At 64.3% G+C, this 18359-nt stretch carries 9 protein-coding genes; 3 read left to right on the top strand and 6 right to left on the bottom strand.

Annotation, left to right across the window (positions count from 1 at the left end):
* Positions 1-165: 165 nt before the first annotated feature.
* On the top strand, positions 166-339 hold the full coding sequence (locus G6N33_RS24315) for a hypothetical protein (RefSeq protein ID WP_155945865.1): 174 nt from the start codon (positions 166-168) through the stop codon (positions 337-339).
* A 676-nt stretch (positions 340-1015) separates the two neighbouring features.
* On the opposite strand, the gene G6N33_RS24310 is transcribed toward G6N33_RS24315, so the two are convergent.
* The 3 genes from G6N33_RS24310 to G6N33_RS24300 form a co-directional block, all read right to left on the bottom strand.
* Entirely contained in the window at positions 1016-1951 is a 936-nt protein-coding gene (locus tag G6N33_RS24310; protein ID WP_049918934.1) for an SDR family NAD(P)-dependent oxidoreductase, read from the bottom strand.
* Positions 1952-2019: 68 nt separating this feature from the next.
* Positions 2020-2460 carry a MarR family winged helix-turn-helix transcriptional regulator gene (locus G6N33_RS24305; RefSeq protein WP_044506201.1) on the bottom strand — a complete coding sequence of 147 codons (441 nt, stop codon included), beginning with the start codon at positions 2458-2460 and terminating at the stop codon, positions 2020-2022.
* Positions 2461-2633: 173 nt separating this feature from the next.
* Entirely contained in the window at positions 2634-13034 is a 10401-nt protein-coding gene (locus G6N33_RS24300) for a WXG100-like domain-containing protein (RefSeq protein ID WP_163771674.1), read from the bottom strand.
* A 482-nt stretch (positions 13035-13516) separates the two neighbouring features.
* Here G6N33_RS24300 and G6N33_RS24295 point away from each other — a divergent pair, with 482 nt between their 5' ends.
* Positions 13517-13729 carry a hypothetical protein gene (locus tag G6N33_RS24295; protein WP_044506217.1) on the top strand — a complete coding sequence of 71 codons (213 nt, stop codon included), beginning with the start codon at positions 13517-13519 and terminating at the stop codon, positions 13727-13729.
* A gap of 298 nt (positions 13730-14027) precedes the next feature.
* Here G6N33_RS24295 and G6N33_RS24290 read toward each other — a convergent pair whose 3' ends face one another.
* Entirely contained in the window at positions 14028-14678 is a 651-nt protein-coding gene (locus G6N33_RS24290; RefSeq protein ID WP_044506221.1) for a TetR/AcrR family transcriptional regulator, read from the bottom strand.
* Positions 14679-14863: 185 nt separating this feature from the next.
* Complete coding sequence (locus G6N33_RS24285; RefSeq protein ID WP_049918935.1) at positions 14864-15841, bottom strand: SDR family NAD(P)-dependent oxidoreductase; 978 nt, start codon at positions 15839-15841, stop codon at positions 14864-14866.
* Positions 15842-16061: 220 nt separating this feature from the next.
* On the opposite strand from G6N33_RS24285, the gene G6N33_RS24280 reads away from it, so the two are divergent.
* Complete coding sequence (locus G6N33_RS24280; RefSeq protein ID WP_044511865.1) at positions 16062-16970, top strand: haloalkane dehalogenase; 909 nt, start codon at positions 16062-16064, stop codon at positions 16968-16970.
* A 205-nt stretch (positions 16971-17175) separates the two neighbouring features.
* Here the strand turns inward: G6N33_RS24280 and G6N33_RS24275 are convergent, their stop codons facing one another.
* The gene (locus G6N33_RS24275) at positions 17176-17751 is read right to left on the bottom strand and encodes a methyltransferase domain-containing protein (RefSeq protein ID WP_049918936.1); all 576 of its coding nucleotides are present in this window, start codon (positions 17749-17751) and stop codon (positions 17176-17178) included.
* Positions 17752-18359 lie beyond the last annotated feature (608 nt).

Raw genomic sequence — 18359 nt, 5'->3', positions numbered from 1 at the left:
TCCTACCCGCAACGCGTATCGGTCCGCCGTTCGCCCACTTCGCCGGGTTGCGACCTTGTGCCGGCCGACCGGCGTCGACCGCATCAGCAGACCTATATCGATCTGGCCCTGCGCTTTCGAGTCGTGGGTATAGCGAGTTGACTGGACAGGGCCCTGCCTGATGCGGTGGTCGTCGATGACGGCGCGGAGGCGCTGGTTACGATGAAGCGTGGTTCGTCGAGTCAAACAAGCTGCACCGTCCTGCTCGATACCGGCGAACAGATCACCTTCAACGGCTTCGCCGTCAAACCCAGGCTCGCCGGAAGTACGTTGTCGTTCATACGGTTTCGGCTCGTGTGATGAGCGCGCCATCGCACTCTCCGCTGATCGCTTCGAACTGACAGCCATAGCACTGGGCCCGCCGTAGCACCCCTATTGCGTCCTATTTTCAAGACATACACTGCCAGCGGTGGCGCAGTGGCGCACCGCTTTCAAAGGCAGAAGCACATGGCGATGCCGACAGCGGCGTTTTGTTCCGAAGTGCCCAAGACATCGCCGTATTTGTGGCCACTGAGAGGAACTCAGCTAGTTCACTGAGCGTCAGCGACGTCGGCGGCTGCTACGCGGTGGTCCTGATCACGGCCGCCAAGGTCCCGCACCGTGCCAGTGGAGTGCGTCGTGGGGTTCACCATCGGCGTAGAAGTCGTCGTGGCACCGCCCTGCGTCCCAGTTCCGTCCCCATCCCGGATCCCAGGACTGTCCAGGACACCAGTGATACTCAGGTGCGGGACCAGGCGCGGCCGTCACCGTGGCGGCGCCAAATCCTGCTAGCCCCAAGGCCGCGGCGAGCATGGCTGCCGCTGCTGCGATACGAGTTCCATGTGTCACGGTTTTCAGTGTTATCCCAATGTCGTTGTGCTCAACCCTGTGGGACACTGCGAATTTCGTGGAGACACCGCCTGTTGTCGCACTTATAAGAAGCTGAGACAGATCGAACCTCGCCTCGGCGCTTTTCCGCGTACCCGCCTGATCTGGATTATTGCGTGGGTGCCACTCGGGTTGCCGTGTAGGCGGATTCAGCGCGGGTGTGGGAGCGGCGGTGTTCTTCCGAGGCAGGGCTGGGCGAGATGCTTTGGTGGTACGTCTTTCCGCGACTTAGTCCAACCGCCCAGCCAAACGAGCGGTAGCGCGACAGCCCGGTAATGAAGAGGTCCGCCACGCGCGAGGAGAACGCTTCAGTGACCAGCAGCAACGTGACGATCCTGGGTATCACGACGCGGCGCTTACCGCGGCGAACAGCGGTGACCACATCGTGGGATACCTCGTCGACCGTCAGCGGAGTCAGGTAGCGAAACGCCGGCGGCATGTCGGCCTCGTCAACCTCCTCAAGCAGCGTGGTGGCGGTCAACGCCGGATAGATCACCGACACGTTGATCTTCGTGCCGGCCAATTCTTGGCGAAGCGCGTCGGAGAATCCCGACATCGCGTGCATCACCAGTCCGTAGGAGCCAAAGCGAGCGATGGCTTTGCGACCCATTACCGATGACATGTTGACCACCGTGCCCGAGCCCTGCCGACGCAGGATGGGCAGCACCTGCTGGGTCAAGCTGATCGCACCAAACAGGCTGGCCTGCATGGTTTGTCGGGCGTCCTCAGCAAATGTGCCAGACTCCACGGGACCGACTCTGGCGATGCCGGCGTTGTTGACCAACACGTCGATCCTGCCGAATCGGTCCATCGTTTTACTCACCAGCGCGCTGACTTCCTCCGCCGACGTCACGTCGGTCGGCACCGCCAGTGCATCGCCGCCCAGCAGGCGGATCTGCTGCGCGAGCTGTTCGAGAGCGCCGGCCGATCGCGCAACTAGGACCACCGCGGCGCCCCGCCTGGCGAACTCCAAAGCGATGCCCTTGCCGAGTCCTTTGGAGGCGCCGGTGATCAGCACGACCTTATCGGTGAAGTCGCGTTTCATGTGATTCTCCTTTGGTGTAAATACAACATTTAGTTAGTTGAAGCTCCCACTCGTCCGAGGAGTGGCTGTCAATCGGTCGGCAGGTCCCCCACTGTGCTGGCCAGCGCCTTGACCGCATTCACTCCGTGCGTCCCAAGCAGTGCGGCCGCCTGCTGCTGGGCTCGGCGCCAGGCGGGCACCACGGCGTGGATCTTTTTGCGGCCCAACGACGTCAGCTCGATCTCCCGAATCCCCTTGGCATCTGAAGACACCGCGCCCACCCAGCCCTGCTTGCGCAATGGACTCAGGTTGCGGCTGACCGTGGATCGATCCAGCATCAGCAGCTCACCCAACCGTGCCGGCGAGCACGGACCGACCTTGCCCAGCGCCGCCAAGAGATTGAGCTGAGCGATGCTCAGGCCGTGGTCCTCCAAGGCGCCGTCGTAGAGGCCGGTCATCGCCCGGCCGAGAAGTCGGGTGCGGAACGCGAGGCACTCACCCACGATCTCTTCCATCGGGAAAACACTCATGACGACTATTGTTGCATATACACCAATAGGCCGGCAAGCACTTCCCTGTGGGGTAGTGCCTGGTATCTGTCAACTATGGGTGGTAACCAGTCAACTAGTCCGTTTTCATCTGATGAATTACGGACGGGTGGCTGCTCACGTGGAGATGGCGTGAGGGATGTTTGTGGGGGTGTTCATTGGCGTAGGATGGCGGCGCGCAGCTCTCCGGCCGCGGCGCGTAAGCGCCGCAAGACTGCCTCGAATTGGAGATTTGGTCGATCCTGTTCCAGCCAGAGCTGAACGTACCGCGCTAGTGCGGCGGGCTGGTCTTCGGGCCTGTGTGAGCCTATATGCCTGCGGAGGGAGTCCGCAAGCTGGTCGACGTATCCGGCGGTGACGGGCAGTCCCTGCACAGCGTGACGGGCAAGTTGCTCCCAGAAGTTTGCCGGGGGGCCACCGGGCTGGGCGAATTGTCGGGCGAGGTCGGCGACGGAGGGCGGTGCCGGGGCGGGTCGCCCAAACAGCCCACCCCCCGGCGGGGCCGGGGGCCGGTGCGAGGAGGCGGCAGATTGCGGTGGGAGGTTTCGGGGGTGGGAGGGCCCCGCGGCCGGAGGCGGTGCCGGGGCGGGTCGCCGAAACAGCCCACCCCCCGACGGCGGCGGGGCCGGGGGCCGGTGCGAGGAGGCGGCCGGTGTTTGCGGTGCTGGGGGGAGGTTTCGGGGGTGGGAGGGCCCTGTCACCGGTGGCGGGGCGGGTCGCCGAAACAGCCCACCCCCCGACGGCGGCGGGGGCCGGTGTGAGGAGGCGGCCGGTGTTTGCGGTGCTGGGGGGAGGTTTCGGGAGTGGGAGGGCCCTGCCACCGGTGCCGGTGCCGGGGCGGGTCGCCGAAACAGCCCACCCCCCGACGGCGGCGGGGGTCGGTGTGAGGAGGCGGCAGGTGCTTGCGGCGGGAGGCCCCGAGGGTGGGAGGGCCCTGCCACCGGGGCCGGGGCCGGGGCCGGGGCCGGGTCTGGGGCTGGCCGGGGTCGGGGCTGTGGTGGGGGTGGGGGGTCGGTGTCCATCGAGTCGGTGGCGGGGTGTTCTGTTTTGATGCGTTTGCGTTCCGGCTCGGCTGCACGCCGTGCAGCGCGTTGCGCACGAGCGGAAGGCTCGAGTTGGAACCGGTTACCGTAGTTGACAATCACCTGGTCCCCGGGGCGCAGGTTGTCAAATCCCACCAGCACCGGAACATATTCATGGGTGAGATTGCCCTGGTTATCGGTGAGGTTGACGCGAAACGAAACAAACGCGGCATTAACCCGACCACGATCCAGGGCAGGGGTCTGGCCTGATCTAAAAGGCAACACCGCGGTATTAGCAAAAGCAGTGCTATTACCGCCCCCATCAGCAGAATAGGACGACACCCGGCGACTGGAGCCACCGTCGGCATCCATCATGTACTGGCTGGCACCCGGGTGAAGGTCCTCTGCTCGCTCTAGGTCGTCCGGTCCATGAAGCAACGCCCCCAAATACATACCCAAAATCTGTCCCTGGCCCCCGGTGCCCACCTGAGGCGTAGCGAACAAACCGTACTGGCCTATCAGAACCTGTTCATGGGGTTGCACGTCGGCGGCCGTCAACTGGCGCACCTCGGTACGCCTGACTCCCGGCGGCGGAGGCGGCGCCCCCCGCCGCGAGTTGTTGATCAACCGCTCCAATTCAGCCCGCACCACCGCGGGCAAGGCCTCCACCGCCTCCGCCGGCAGACCACGCAGTCGTTGCTGCGTCTCGCGAACGGAGAAACCCAGTTGCACACTTTGCACCTGCACACGCGGATGAACTGACCCGTCGACATCAGCAAAATCACGATGGACCCGCCCCAACGGATCATCAAGATCCCGCAGCGGAAACACGTCATCCAACCACGGGATCGGCTCCATCCGATGATGAACAATCAACTGGTTATCCACATCAAAACGCGGTGGTTCCCACTGGGTCGTATCACCGGTCAAATCGCCATGCCATGGGAGTAGACGCTGAAACCCTGTCCGGGACTGATCCAGCGGCTGCTCATGCCACGCACCCACCCCCGCCACCGGCTCCACAAGCGGCGACCCCGGCCGCTCCCGCTTCACACCAGAACCCTCACCCACCACCACATCCGAGCCCTCACCCACCACCACATCCGAGCCCTCACCCACCGCGCCACCGCGGCCATCACCCACCGGACCGCCCCCTCGCGGACGAGTGCTGTGGCTGGTCTTGCCGCTCTTGGGATCGATAGTGACAGATTCATTTATCTGCTTTCCCTTAGAGTCAAAAACCGTCACGACCCTAACGCCATGATCATGGTTATCAATCCGCACCCGCACCCGGGTGCCGGCGTGGTCTATACCGAGACCCACTTGATGACCTATTCCGTTCAACGAGACTGAGATCACGCCTTGGGGGTTGACCGTTAACTCCCGGTTGCTTCGATCGCGGGTCGGACCGGTGGTGTGGCTGCGTATGTCGCTGTTGAGATCGATAGTGACAGGCTGATTTATCTGCTTTCCCTCAGAGTCAAAAACCGTCACGACCCTAACGTCATGATCATGCTCAACAATCCGCACCCGCACCCGGGTGCGGGCCCTTGTGTTACCGACAATCAGTTGATGATTCTGTGCGTTCAACGAGATTCCGACCACGCCGTTGTCGTTGACCGTTAACACTCGGTTGTTTGGATCACGGGTGGTGTGGTGGGTCCTGCCGCTGGTGGGATTGATAGTGACAGATCGACCTATCTGATTCCCCGCAGAGTCAAAGACCGTAACGACCGCAACGTCATGATGCTCAACAATCCGCGCCCGCACCGTTGCGTTGGCGTAGTCCGTAGGGACTCCCACGTAATGAGTCCGGTTGCGTAACCGGAATTTGATCTCGCCTTTTTTGGAGACCGTGAAGTCTCCGAACTCGACATGGCCGGGTGCATCGCCGTGACTACTAGGTCCGGGTTCGTGGTCGTCGCCGTGATCACTGGGTCCGGGTTCGTGGTCGTCGCCGTGACCACTGGGTCCGGGTTCGTGGTCGGGGTTCTCGGCATCGTCGTGGTCGCCGTGTTGGTCTCGGGCGCCTCCTTTACCGCCGGGATAGGACTGGCCGGTGAGCACTCGGTGGACCAACACCTGAGCCAACGCCCGGGTATTGAGCCGACGCTCACCCTCGCTAAGCCCGCCATAAGCCCGCTGAACCCATTCCCCCCCGATACCGGTGGCCTCCAACATCTTTGAGGCATCGGCCAACACCGCCGCAGCGCGCTCAGGATCAGCCCGCACCAACCGCTGCCACTGATCAAACGGCGTCCTCACCCCCCGCCACCCACCCGCAGAAGCCACCGAATCAGACTCAACAAGAGAATCACTTTTCTTGCTGTGCGGTGCTAAAGCCCCCCGATCGAAGAACTGGTGAGACCCGTCGTCGTCATGGACCGCCCGCGCCACCGGCAAACCAACCCCGCTACCCTGCCCCGCTAAAGCCCCCCGGTGAGAATCCACACCAGAGTCACCTTGCTCCACCCACTCCGAATCCGGCTCGCCGCCACCACCCACCCGCTGTGCGGTGTCGGATCGCTCGACCGGACCATGATGGCTGCCCTGGTGGCCCTGGCTGTCTTGGCTGTCTTGGCTGTCTTGGCTGTCTTGGCTGTCGTGGTCGTGGTCGTGGTCGCCAGCAGTCGATGACTCCTTGGTTGATCGATGACTGTCGTTGCCGGAGAACGGGTGTACGTCATCGCCGTTCACGCTGTCGCGCGGCGGTTTAACACCGTTCGCACTGTCGTGCGGCGGTTTAACAGTGGTGGTTGCTCGCTGCACATGGTCAGTCCCAGCCGCCGCAGCGCCCGCCATGGACCTGGTGGCACCGTCCCCGGCACCGACCGCCTCGATGTCATCACCGAGGTGCTCGGTCGTGGACCCCCGACCCGCACGGGACCCCGCACCACTGACGGGCGGCTCATGCGATCGCACTGAGGCGCCTACGGCGGCAAAGCGATTCGAGAAGTCCTGGTGAGCGCCTGAATCGTGGTCGTCGATGTCTTCATCACCCACGCCACCCGTGGGTCGCAGCGGCGCCGCATCGTGGTCGGGCAGCGCATCGTCGGTGTGAAGGTCAGGTTTATCTTGGTTGCCGGCACCGATGTCGTCCGGTGTCTGGGGTGGATCAAGGCTGACCGGCCGCGCCTGAGGGGTGTTTGTCGGGCTCAGGTCGTCATCGTCGTCGGAATCCGACCAGTGCGGCTCGTCGAGGCGGCCAGCGGTGGGAAAGTGCGGATTGTTGGTTGGATCCAAAGGCGCAAACCCTGACTCGAAAACATCTGCAGGATCGCGGGTGTCGTCGCGAAACAGTGGGTCGTCATCGGTCCGGAAATGCACCGCAGCCCCGTCGACCAAACCGGTGACATCCCGCAGGTCAACCGAAGGATCCATTTGAGCACTAGGCAACGACTCCAAACCACTGCCATCCACGTCCTGCTCACCCGCCCCACCCCGCAACCGCAACGGCCCCGCATCCCGCTCAGGCGACCCCTCGCCCAACTCACCCCCCACCCGCGAATCACTCGCCCCGACAGCATCTCGCGAGCCCCCCGACACCCCATCCCCCTCGGTCATCGACGCGAGATTTTCAGCAGCAGCGTTTTCCGGTCGACCGTTGTGGTCGTGCGGGTCTCCTACGTGTGGGTCGGCTGTCTCCGCCGTCGGCTCGGGCATCGCGCCCCCTGGCGAGTGCGGGCTCCCGTGACTCTGCGAGGCCGACCCGGCACGCCCAGCCCTGGTCTCGCCGCGCTGAGCCGGGTGCTGTTGTTGCTCTTCCGGAACCGGGAGCTCCATGTCGGGCGTTTCGGGGCGCGCGCCGAACGATATTTCAGACAGCTGCTCGTCGAATGGCGAGGGCGTCGGCTTGACCTTCCACCAGACCATGACCTGGCGGCGGTTGTCGACGCCCCGCGTCACCGGTGCGGCGGTCGCGTTCCTGCCGCGGTCAATCGGTTCATGCCAGGTGGTTTGCGCATCCCCCGCGTGATCCATCAGCTGCTGGCGTACCCAGGCTGCCCTGTCCAGGCCCGCATCACTACCACTGCGGTTACCACCACCTTCGACCCACACCTCCACATCGCGCCAGTCGGGCGAATTCGCCAGGTTGCGAAGGTGTTCGGCCAAGGCACGCATGTCGGGCGTGGCGTCGCCCAGGCTGCGTTGCCGGGTGTCGAAGTCCACGGTCAGATACGACCAGTCACCGGATTGGATTTGCGCCCCGAACGCCGCTCTCCGCCACACCCCGGGAACGTCTTCGGCGTGTCCGTGCGCAGGAAGCCCAAGCATGCCTCGCACAGCGGGAGGCAAGTCGAGCTCATGGAGATGAGTCACCGCGTCTTTGTACTCGAGATGGGCATGAGTCACCATCTGCACCTGCATGCGTAGCTGCGGCACGCTGTGGATGAAGCCGACCACCGCCTGCCAGCCGGCGGCGGGATCATGCAGGCCTTCGACGAGCGGGGCCACCGCAGCCAGGTTGAGGTCACCGCGTCGATTACGCAGGTCCCACACTAGGCCGCTGATGGCGTGCTGCAGCACGGCCACCGTCTGCTCCGACGGAACAAGCCTGGGCGCGGTGCGCAGCCAGGTATTCGCATATCCGTCTTGTACCCACTCCGTCGGGATTCGCGGCATCCGGAGTTCCGGGAAACCGAGATCCTCAACGACGGTGCGCAGGTTGACCGGGCCGGTGCGCTCCATGACCGAACGCCGCCGCGCGTACAGGTGACCCACATAGTGGGCCTGATGGTCTGCCCGTGAATTGCCGGCGGTGTGTACGTCGGGCGCCAGTTCGTCTTGCCGCAACCCATAGTTGTTAGCCACCGTTTCCAGGTAATGCTTGACGAAAGGATGCTTGCGGGCCGCGAACAGGGCCGAGTTGTTGACTGACTCGGCGTTTATGGCGAAACCGGGCGCCCCAAGCAGGCTGCGTAGGCCGTCGACGCGGTGCACGGTGTTGTCGTGATCGGTGTAGCTGCCGCCGAACCGGTGCAGCACCTCCATCCGCAAAATGTCACTGGCCGCGGTGTAACCGACAGCGGTTCCCTTCGACGTCTCCAGCTTGTATTCCGCGGCCAGGCTCATCGGCTCGCCGGAGTGAAACACCTCGTCGGGATTGAGCAAAGTGATGCGATGTTGGCGCGCCCACCCAAGCATGGAAGCTTCGTGGCTGGTGCCTCGACCGAATTGGTCACGGGAGACGTCGGTCCACAAAACGACCCGCATTCCCTCGGTTTGCGCCTTGACGCTAAGTGCCTCCAAGTTGCGGCGCAGCTGATCAGTTGCGGGCCGACCATCGGTCACCGGCCCGCCCAGCCAGATGGTATGGAAAACCTTTGGCGCTTCGAGAGTTTCGGGCAATGCCGGCAGCGGTTTGGCATTACTGGGCCGATCTTCAGGCCACCACCAATCCGAGGGTGTGTTGCGCCGTTCCGACCAGATCTCTTTTGGCTGCCAGCGCGTATCGCCCTCGATCCCAGCCATGTCCAACGCGCGGAAATAATTCCCAAGCTCCTCAGTCGGGACGTCGGTGAGCCGCACCCCGTCCAGTTGAGGCGGCGGGGCGGCAAGGTCGCGCAATCCGAACGGATCCGGACCGAACCGGTCCTCGGCAAGCGCCTGCCGACCCGAACGCTGCCGCGCTTGTCGCACCACCTCGGCCTGATCGCGGAGGCTGCGTAGTAGCGCCCCGGCGCCGGTGCGGCTCCGCAGACTTGCCATCGGATTCCGCATGCCCGCCGGTGGCCCCTCGCGCACTTCGCTGTCGGCATCGTGTCCTGCGGTATCCGGCAATCGCCCGTCGCTGGTAAAAACCGTCCATTCGCTGGCCCGGTGTTCGCCCTCGTCATAGTTTGGTGGCCACGACCTGATCGATCCGTCCTGGCCGTCGATCGCATGAACGTCCCGGCCGTCGTAGAAGGCATTGAATACGTGCGCTGACGCCGCCGTGTGATCGCTTGCCCGACGCTCGACGTGCACGATCGTGTGCGCGCCAGGTCCCTGCCTTCGGAGCAACTCGGCGATCCCGTCAAGCGTGGCGCGGTGAGCGGTCAACCCGGTGGCCGCCTCCAAGTCACTGCGCGTGACTCCGCCTTCATTCAGGTCGGTGACCAGACCGGCGGTGCGAAAGGTCGGCCGGCCCGCCAAGCGGTCGAACACCGCAATCGCGGTTTGTCCACAATTGAGCTCACGCCCGTCTTCATTCGCCGCAGCCGCCAGGCGGTTGACCTCGCTCAGCCAATCGGCCACTTCAGAGATATTGGTGTCGGTGTGAGCTAACCCTGTCCCGCCAGCATCCCGCGCTGCCGGACGATCCTGATCAGCGCGACGGTCCGCTTCCGCGGAGGCGTGAGCACCCGGTGCGGGCAAGTCGTCGGTTGGTGAGTCGCGCAGAGCCCTCCTGGACCCCACCCGGCTCTCGTGAGGCGAACCGTCCGGAAGAGTAACGACCTTTTCCGGATCAGCAACGTGGCCGCCGTGGTCCGCATCTATACGATCGGGCGCGGAATGCGAGTTCTCTGGTCGACCGTCTTTGTCGTGCGAGTCGGCTGTCTCCGCCGTCCGCTCCACTATTACTCCCCCCCGGGCCGTTCGCTCGGTGGGGTGGGGGTGGGGGGTGGGGGGATCAGGGTCGGGCTGTGCGGTGTCGGATCGCTCGACCGGATCATGGCCGCCCTGGTGCCCCTGGCTGTCTTGGTCGTGCTGGTCGTGGTCGTGGTCGTGGTCGCCAGCAGTCGATGACCCCTCGGTTGATCGATGACTGTCGTTGCCGGGGAACGGGTGTACGTCATCGCCGTTCGCACTGTCGTGCGGGGGTTTAACAGTGGTGGTTGATGGTTCAGCGTGGTCAGTCCCGGCCGCGGCGCCTGCTGCGGACCTGGTGGGGCCGTCCCCGGTATCGACCAGCTCGGTGTCGTTTCCGATGTGTTTGGTCGTGGACCCGCGAACCGCGTGGGACCCCCCACCACCCTCCGACGACGCCTTACCCGCCCCCGCCACCGGCCCCTGAGCGGACCGCGCCACCACCGTCGGCTCCGACCGCGAGGACCGCCCGGCACCGGCGGTAGCCGCCGACGAACCACTGGGCTTGTCCGTCGGCGTCGTCCGCGACCCACCACCCGCACTGTCGGACACCGACCCCGACACCCGCGTATCACCGTCCGGTGTCGCCGAATCCGACGACGCGGCCGGACCCCGAACACTGGGTATTTCCGAATCCCCCTCGCCGGCAGCCACACTCGGGCCACTCACCGCGCCGGGGTCCTCCGGGGAAACCGAACCGCTGCCCCGCGGCGCGCTCAGCTGCGAATCCGGCACCGCCATCGCTGTATCGAGGTGCTCCTCGCGCTGCTGGGCACCGTCAGACACCGGGGAACCCTCGACGCCCCCCGGACTGGTCGAGGCCGGCACAGCAGCCCCCGACGCGGCGGCCAGCGAGGTACCACCAGCCAGCTGCTCCGAGGACATCGTGGCTGGCATCGAACTGTCTGACTCCACACTTCGCGGCAGGCCTGCGGCTTGCTCCCCGCTGGCAGTGGCCAACTCATCGGAGCCGGCCGGCGAAGCCGCATGCTCGAGGGAAAGCTGAGCGGGGGGCGTGGACGCGGCATCCCCCTGATCAGAACCCGGTGTCGACACGATCCCCACACCCGCATCAGGTGTGCCAGCCCCACGATCGACCGGGGCCGGTGGCGGCGTATCAGCCACCGCGCCCGCCGGTCCGGCCGCCACCGACGACGTGGTGGTCGAGGAGTCTGCGCCGGTCGAGCCCAGCGCAGCAGCGGCCTGAGACTGCTGATTCCCAGTCGGATTGGCCCCGGCTTGGGATGCGTTATGAGTAAACGATTCGGCCGCACCAGACTTCGCGGTCGGAGTGGCCGCGGGATGGTTGGCGAATCGTGATGCTTGTGACGGCGCCGACCCGGTTGTCGACCCATGACCCGACGATGCCGATGACGAAACTGTCGCCGAATGGTCGGAGGAGTTGGCCACCGACGCGCTGGCCGCCGCCCCTGCCGAACCGGCTGCCGACCCCCCCGCCGCCGACTTGGATACCGCAGCCGTTGCCGCCCCGTCAGCACCCGAACCCGAGGACTGCCCCACACTGCCCTGCCCCACACCATGAGTAAAGGTGGAGGTGTTCTCTCCCCCACCCACCGTTGAGGACGCCGACTTCGACACCCCGCTACTACCACCCGCATCAGCCACACCCGACGACACCCCGCTACTACCACCGGCATCGTGTCCAGCACCAGCCACCGAGGTACCGCCGACAGCCGACAGATCACGCTGCGAGCCCGACCCGGCACCGGCCGCCGACCCGCCAGTCTCAGCCGATACCTCCCCACGCGCGGACGACCCGGCACCGTTGGGTGATGCCGTGCCCGCCGGTGTTGGGCCCTTGGCGGTCGGGGTGGTATTGGTCTGCGCTAGTGAGCCGGCCCCGGTGGTTTCAGTCGAAATTCCCTGCGCCCCAGCAGGATCAGCGCCAGCGCCCTCGTCGGAGGTGTTCGAGGTGTTCGACGGGGCCTGCTCGTCTGGCGGTGGTTGGAATAGCGGATCACCCGACCCCCCACCACCCCCGGCGTCGGAGTGGGTGTCAGCAGCTGTGTCGGTGTGGGGGGTGGTGGGCTTGGTGTCGGGCACCGCCACCGGGTGGGCCTCGTCATCCCCTGCGCCATGAGCCCCGCCGTGTTCGAAGCTGCGGATTCCTCCCGACGGCGCTCCCCCGGCCGCCCCCCCAAAAATATCGGCCGCATCCACACTGCCCCCCGTGGCCACCGTCCCCGCGACATTGGCGACCACCCCCACCCCGAAATGGGTGCCCACCCCGCTCAGCGCCTTCCCCACAATGCTGCTCGATTGCCCCACCACATGAGCCAACCCATGATGCACAACCGGACCCACCACCCCACCCACAAGCCCACTAGCAGCAATATCGAGGGTCTGCTGCACATCAAGACCGTTACGCACCCCCTCCACTATCTGAAAGTCCTGAATCAACAGATCCTGCACCACACCCTGGACCACCCCCTCGGCCACCGACTCGGCAATACCAGGCAGCAAATGCCCCGCCTGCACCAACGCAGCCTTACCCAAGGCTGCCAACCCCTCCTTAGTCACCACCTGCGACAACAACGCCGCGATCCGATCCCACAACTCCTCGACCAACTCCCGCACCGCGGCCACCGTGATCGCCTCAATCGCCGGAATCCACGCCAACGACGCACCAAACGTAAAATCCGCCTCCCACAACGCCGTCGCGATCTCATACGCCGCGATCGCCAACGAACTCAAAATCTGCAACTTCGTGTACTGAATCTGCGTCCCGGTCTGCTCCGCCAAATTCCCCAACGACGTCATCGACCCCGCCACCGACGACACCGACGAATCCCCCGACAACAACGACTCAAACTGCCCCGCCACCGCATTCGCCGTCTGACCCGTCAACGACGACGACACCTGCGACTGAGCCTGCTCCAACCCCGACACCACATCCGACAACTGCTCGCCCGCACCATTCCAATCCCCAGCAAGAGCAAACATCGCCGTCTCATCACCCTGAGGCCACTGCTGACCCGTCAAATACGCAACCCACTGCAACTCCGGCGGAATCTCAATACCCACCCGACACCCCCCCACCCCACAGAGGCGTTCCCACCACAGCCGCCACCATCACCGCGTCGCCCATCCCGCCACCAGCAGACCGGCGCAACCCGTCACACCAAGCCGATGCAACTCCCCACCCAAGGACAGCCGCATCAACGACACCCACACCGACCTCAACACCCCTGATCGGCCCCACCGATCACCGCGCGCGCCGCAACCCACCGGAACACAAGACCCCACAGGAGGACACCACAAAACCCACCGCACCCATAGTGCTCATTCCCCAACTGTTCGCACCACGTTCACAAGCCACCGCCGCCAGCATCACCGCCCACCACCCCCACCGCTAGAACACCCACGCCACAAACACCGCCCCACCACGCCACCCCCAACACCACACCGACTCACCGAAGGTGAGCATGGATGCCGTCGAGCGGGGCGACTGCTTCACGGTTACCCGTGCCCGACATCAGATCGCAGAATCGATCCCCGACGTCGGGGGCCGCCGTTTTGTCTCACGCGCCGAATTCGCTCGCGGGTCACAAGTGGCACCGTTGATCGATCTCACCGCATTCCGGGCCGATCAAAAAGTCACCTACCACCAGGCTCTGGACGACGCGTATGCCCACTAACCCCATACGCGGCCTGCTGGACACCAACATTGTGATCCTGCGTCGTGCCACCGACCCTGACTAACTACCTGACGAAATGGCCACGGACTGCGTCGAATCCGCTTCGCGACGCTGTTTTGACGATCGCGTTCGCCTGATCGGCCGGTGTGATCAACGACGTGGTGATGGACCTGGCGTAGGGCTGGGGACGCAATTTCAGAAAAACGGCGCACCATGGTCGGGCGAACGCGTCGAAAAGCTCAACTTCTTGCTGCGCCTGGTGAGTCGTCGCTGTCACGCCGTTGGGCTGTGCAGTGGGTCAAGACTGCGGCTGCGCGGGGTCGATCAGTCGTTGTCGGATGTTGTCCACAGCGAGATTCAACGCATCACGGAGCGGAGCGAGGTCCTTGCTGATCCGGGCCAGCAGCATGCCACCCTGCAATGTGGCCACGATCGTCGTCGCGAGGCGGTCGGGCTTCTCACGACGGCTGAGTTCGCCGCGCTTTTGCATCGTGCGCAGCCCGTCGGCAAATGGCCGTTCCCATCGTGCGAAGGCGGCCGCCAATGCCGGACGAAACGCGGGATCATTCTTCAGCTCCGCGGCGATGGAACCCAGCGGACAGGCGAACGGCCCGTTGGGTTGCCGATGTACCCGCAATACTGCCCGCGCCCAACGCTCGATGCCTGCAATGGAATCCACCTCTGCCAGGGCCGGCTGAGCCGCTAAGACCCGCTCCAGCTGATGGTCTATTACAGCGGCTACCAGGTCAGACTTGCTGGAAAAATAGTGGTACAACTGCGACTTGCCGGTTCCTGATGCTGCTAGAACATCGTCGAGCGAGGCCGCGGCTACGCCGTTCTCATACATAATTGTGGCCGCGGCCTCGACGATCGCGGCGCGGGTGCGCCGACCCCGCTCGGTGCTCGCCCCCGGAGCCCGCCTCCGCGGCAACCCATCGCCGGTAGCCATAATTCATAGACTAAGTGACAGGCGCCTCCCGAAGCTCGATCAGCGCGGCGCGATACACCACGCCGCGGCGTCGTACCGGTTCGGCTCAGTCAGCTGGCGCGCACGCGAGGTCGGATGCATTAATCACGCGGCCGCGATTCGGCGGCCCGCCCAAGCGCACGGTGCGACGGCGCGGGCGTGAAGGCTCAGTTCAATTGCCCTCGTCTCGCGGCCTGCGGTGGCGTGCCCTTCGCTTTGTCCAGAAACCGGTGGACCGCGTGATATGCGTTGTCTTGAATCACGATGTCCGCAAAATCGGAGAGGATGCTCGACTGGTCGCATACCGGGCCGGTGAGCATGGTGGCCGCACTGGCGTAGAACCCTCCGGTTGCGAGGCTGTCCTCGATCAAGGCGTCGACCAGCCGTCTCGCGCCAATTTCCAGCGAATGTGACATGCCGAAAAGCGGTGCGATGTAAGGCATGACAACGTGCTGCGCCATGACCCTCGGTACCTTGGGCAGGTCGCGCAGCGCCCCGGTGCCCGAGGTATTTCCCGGGCTTACGGTGAGAAGCCGCAGATCGGGGTGTCTGCGTGCCAACGCGGACATCCATAGCGCACCGAGATATTTCACCTGCCCGTAGGCGAGCTTGAGGTCAAACTTGCGCCCGTGGAAGAACGACCCATCGATGACCGACGTGAATTCCTCGACCGATCGGCTGGCGAACGTCGGCCGCTTGATCCGCAGTTTCCCCACCCCGCGGGCGGCCTCACTTCCGGTCAGCACCGCAGTAGATGTCAGCGATCCAGCGGCGATCAGCCCCTCGAGCAATACCGCGTGACCCAGCACATTGGAGGCAAAGATTGTCGTAGCGCCATCCGCACTGTGCGCCATCGGCCTGGAACCGCCTGTGCCGCCGGCATTTAGTAAAACGGCCCGTAGCGGCTGACCGATGGCGTCGAGCGCAGCACGGACCGAATCCGTGTCGGCCGTATCCATAATCACGATCTTGAAGACCTCTCGACCCGTGGCGCGCTGGAGATCCGCACGTGCGGATTCCGCTTTGGACGTGTCGCGGCATGCCAGATAGATGGAGTCGACTTCGGGACGTAGCGCCAACTGTCGCGCAACATCCTTACCTATCCCCGCATTTGCGCCGGTGATCAGGAACGCATTATCAGTCAAGGGATTCAGCCAATCATGTCGACGGTGGCCAGGGCTCATCTGACCGAGTTACTGTACTAGATGGTACACAGAACGGCGGGAGACGGCCGAAATCCGATCTATCTGATGGTCGGCTCACTGTGTACTTGACAGTACAGAACCGGCGGGCAATTGTTGGCTCGATACGACCCACTCCGACGGCGCATCTGTTGTGGCCGGAGAGATGATGGATGGAGATACTTTGCACGTATTGCGCACTCCTGATTACCGTTTCGAGAACCTACCGGGCTATTCGTTTCAACCTCACTACGTCGAGGTGAGCGCCGCCGACTCGACCATGTTGCGGGTGCACTACGTCGACGAGGGGCCAGCAGACGCTCCCGTGGTGCTACTACTTCACGGCGAGCCATCCTGGTCGTATCTATATCGTCACATGATTCCCGTCCTTGCAGACGCTAGGCTGCGCGCGGTTGCGATCGACCTGGTCGGTTTCGGCCGCAGCGACAAACCAGCCGACCGAAGCGATTACAGCTATCAGGCCCATGTCGACTGGACTCGCGCGGCCATCGAAACGATCGGGTTGCGCGACATCACACTGTTCTGCCAAGACTGGGGCGGGCTGATCGGATTGCGTCTCGTGGCAGAAACCCCCGAATTGTTCGCCCGAGTCGTCGCCTCAAACACATTCCTACCAACCGGCGACGAAAAACCCAGCGAAGCATTCCTCGCCTGGCAGAAATACAGCCAGCAGACGCGGGTCCTCAAAGTTGGGCAAATCATCGATGGCGCAACCGTGTCCGCCCTCCCGCCAGAGGTGATCGCAGGGTACGACGCCCCTTTCCCCGACGACTCTTTCAAGGCGGGCGCCCGTCAATTCCCTACTTTGGTACCCACCAGCCCATCCGATCCCGCCGCCCCGGCCAATCGGGCCGCCTGGGCGGCGCTGGGCAGCTACGACAAGCCCTTCCTATGCGCATTCTCGGATTCCGACCCCGTCACCCGCGGAGGTGACGCGGCGCTTGCCTCACACGTCCCCGGGGCACGCAATCATCCACCCGTCACCATCGAGAGCGCCGGCCATTTCCTACAAGAGGACAAGGGCGATGAACTGGCTCACCTCGTGACAGCCTTCATCAGCGCCACCTCTTAACGCCAGCGAGTCACAGCCAAGCGACTAAGCCGCAACACCAGCCTCGGAGAAGGCCGCTCTCGGTTGAATTCCCGCCGTTGACCCCAACCGGGGGGCAGAGCCACCGACGGATTTCGACGTCACCGACAATGTCCCTTGGTGCGCTGCATGCACTTCGTCCGCCGCTTCGCTGAGGCCACCCATCCGGACGGGCCATTCACGGGCCCTAAGCTTTACTGGGGTGGCTCCCAGCTCCAAGCACGGCGACCACTCTCGGGTCCATGTCGACAATCTTGTTGACGCGCAATCCCGCTGCGTCGGCCAACGCCCCGAGTACCGGCGCGCCAACCCGTGCCCACGGAAACCAGTGCCCCGCGGCGTACTCAGTTTCCCACCGCAGCATTTCATAGGACACCGCGACCTCCGGATTTTCGAGCTCGACGATGATCGCGCCCCCGGGGGCCAGCAGATCGGCGGCCCGGTTCAATGTCCGGACGGGGTCGCCACCGATACCGATGTTGCCGTCGGCGAGCAAAACATTGTCCCAGCAGCCTTCGGCCGGTAACGGTCCAAATAGGTCGCGGCGCATTGCCGTGCCGCCTCGTCGACGCGTGAACGCCACAGCAACCGCCGACGCATCGACTCCCAATGCCGCAGCGCCGTCGCGCTGCAACCACCCCGTGAATCGACCTGGGCCGCAGCCTAGATCAAGCGTCGGCCGACCGGAGCATTCAGCAACCACGACATTGTCGGCGAGCCGATCAGCCGCGCTCGCGCCCGACGAGCCGAACCAACGCCTCATGGGCAGTTCCCGCACGTCCCCCCGATGATTACGTGCCCAACATGGCGTTCCGGCAGCGCCCGCGCAGTAAATCACGTCCACAGATGTCGCCCCAACAGAGTCGTCTGCGCCCTGGTCGGTCGCGATGCCAAGCGATGCGCAACCGCGCGGTGCCGATTCAGTTGCGTGCGGGCAAAACGGCTTATTGTCGCGTCGCAGCATGATTGTGGTCGCCGCAACGGTATCCGCGATGCACGCACCTTCTCGCGCCAAGGCACGTGTGTTAGATTCCATTCGTTCCTGTCACTTTCCGCCGCGAAACGTCCACCCACGCTTTCCCAAACGTCCTTAATGTACTAGACGGTACAAGTTGGGCTGGCCTGGCCGCGCGATGATTCCCGGTGACGAATCGCCTTTATCAGCCTGGCGTTGCCTATTGGAGCGGATCAAGTTATTTGTTGAACCTCTTCATCCCAGGAGCAACGGCGGGCGTGTGCGTGCACAGCGGCTACGCCGACTGTCGCACGCCATTCGGGTTGCATAGGCCAGCGCACTCAGTCGCAAACTTCGGGGCAACAAGCAGGAACCACCGTTGCAGGAAGGATCCTAAGTCGCCCGCGGCTACTACC

Origin of the sequence: Mycobacterium simiae, from assembly GCF_010727605.1 — a bacterium.
Taxonomy (GTDB): Bacteria; Actinomycetota; Actinomycetes; order Mycobacteriales; family Mycobacteriaceae; genus Mycobacterium; species Mycobacterium simiae.
Note: the sequence above shows the minus strand (reverse complement) of the source record. Positions and strands in the feature narration are given on the sequence as shown.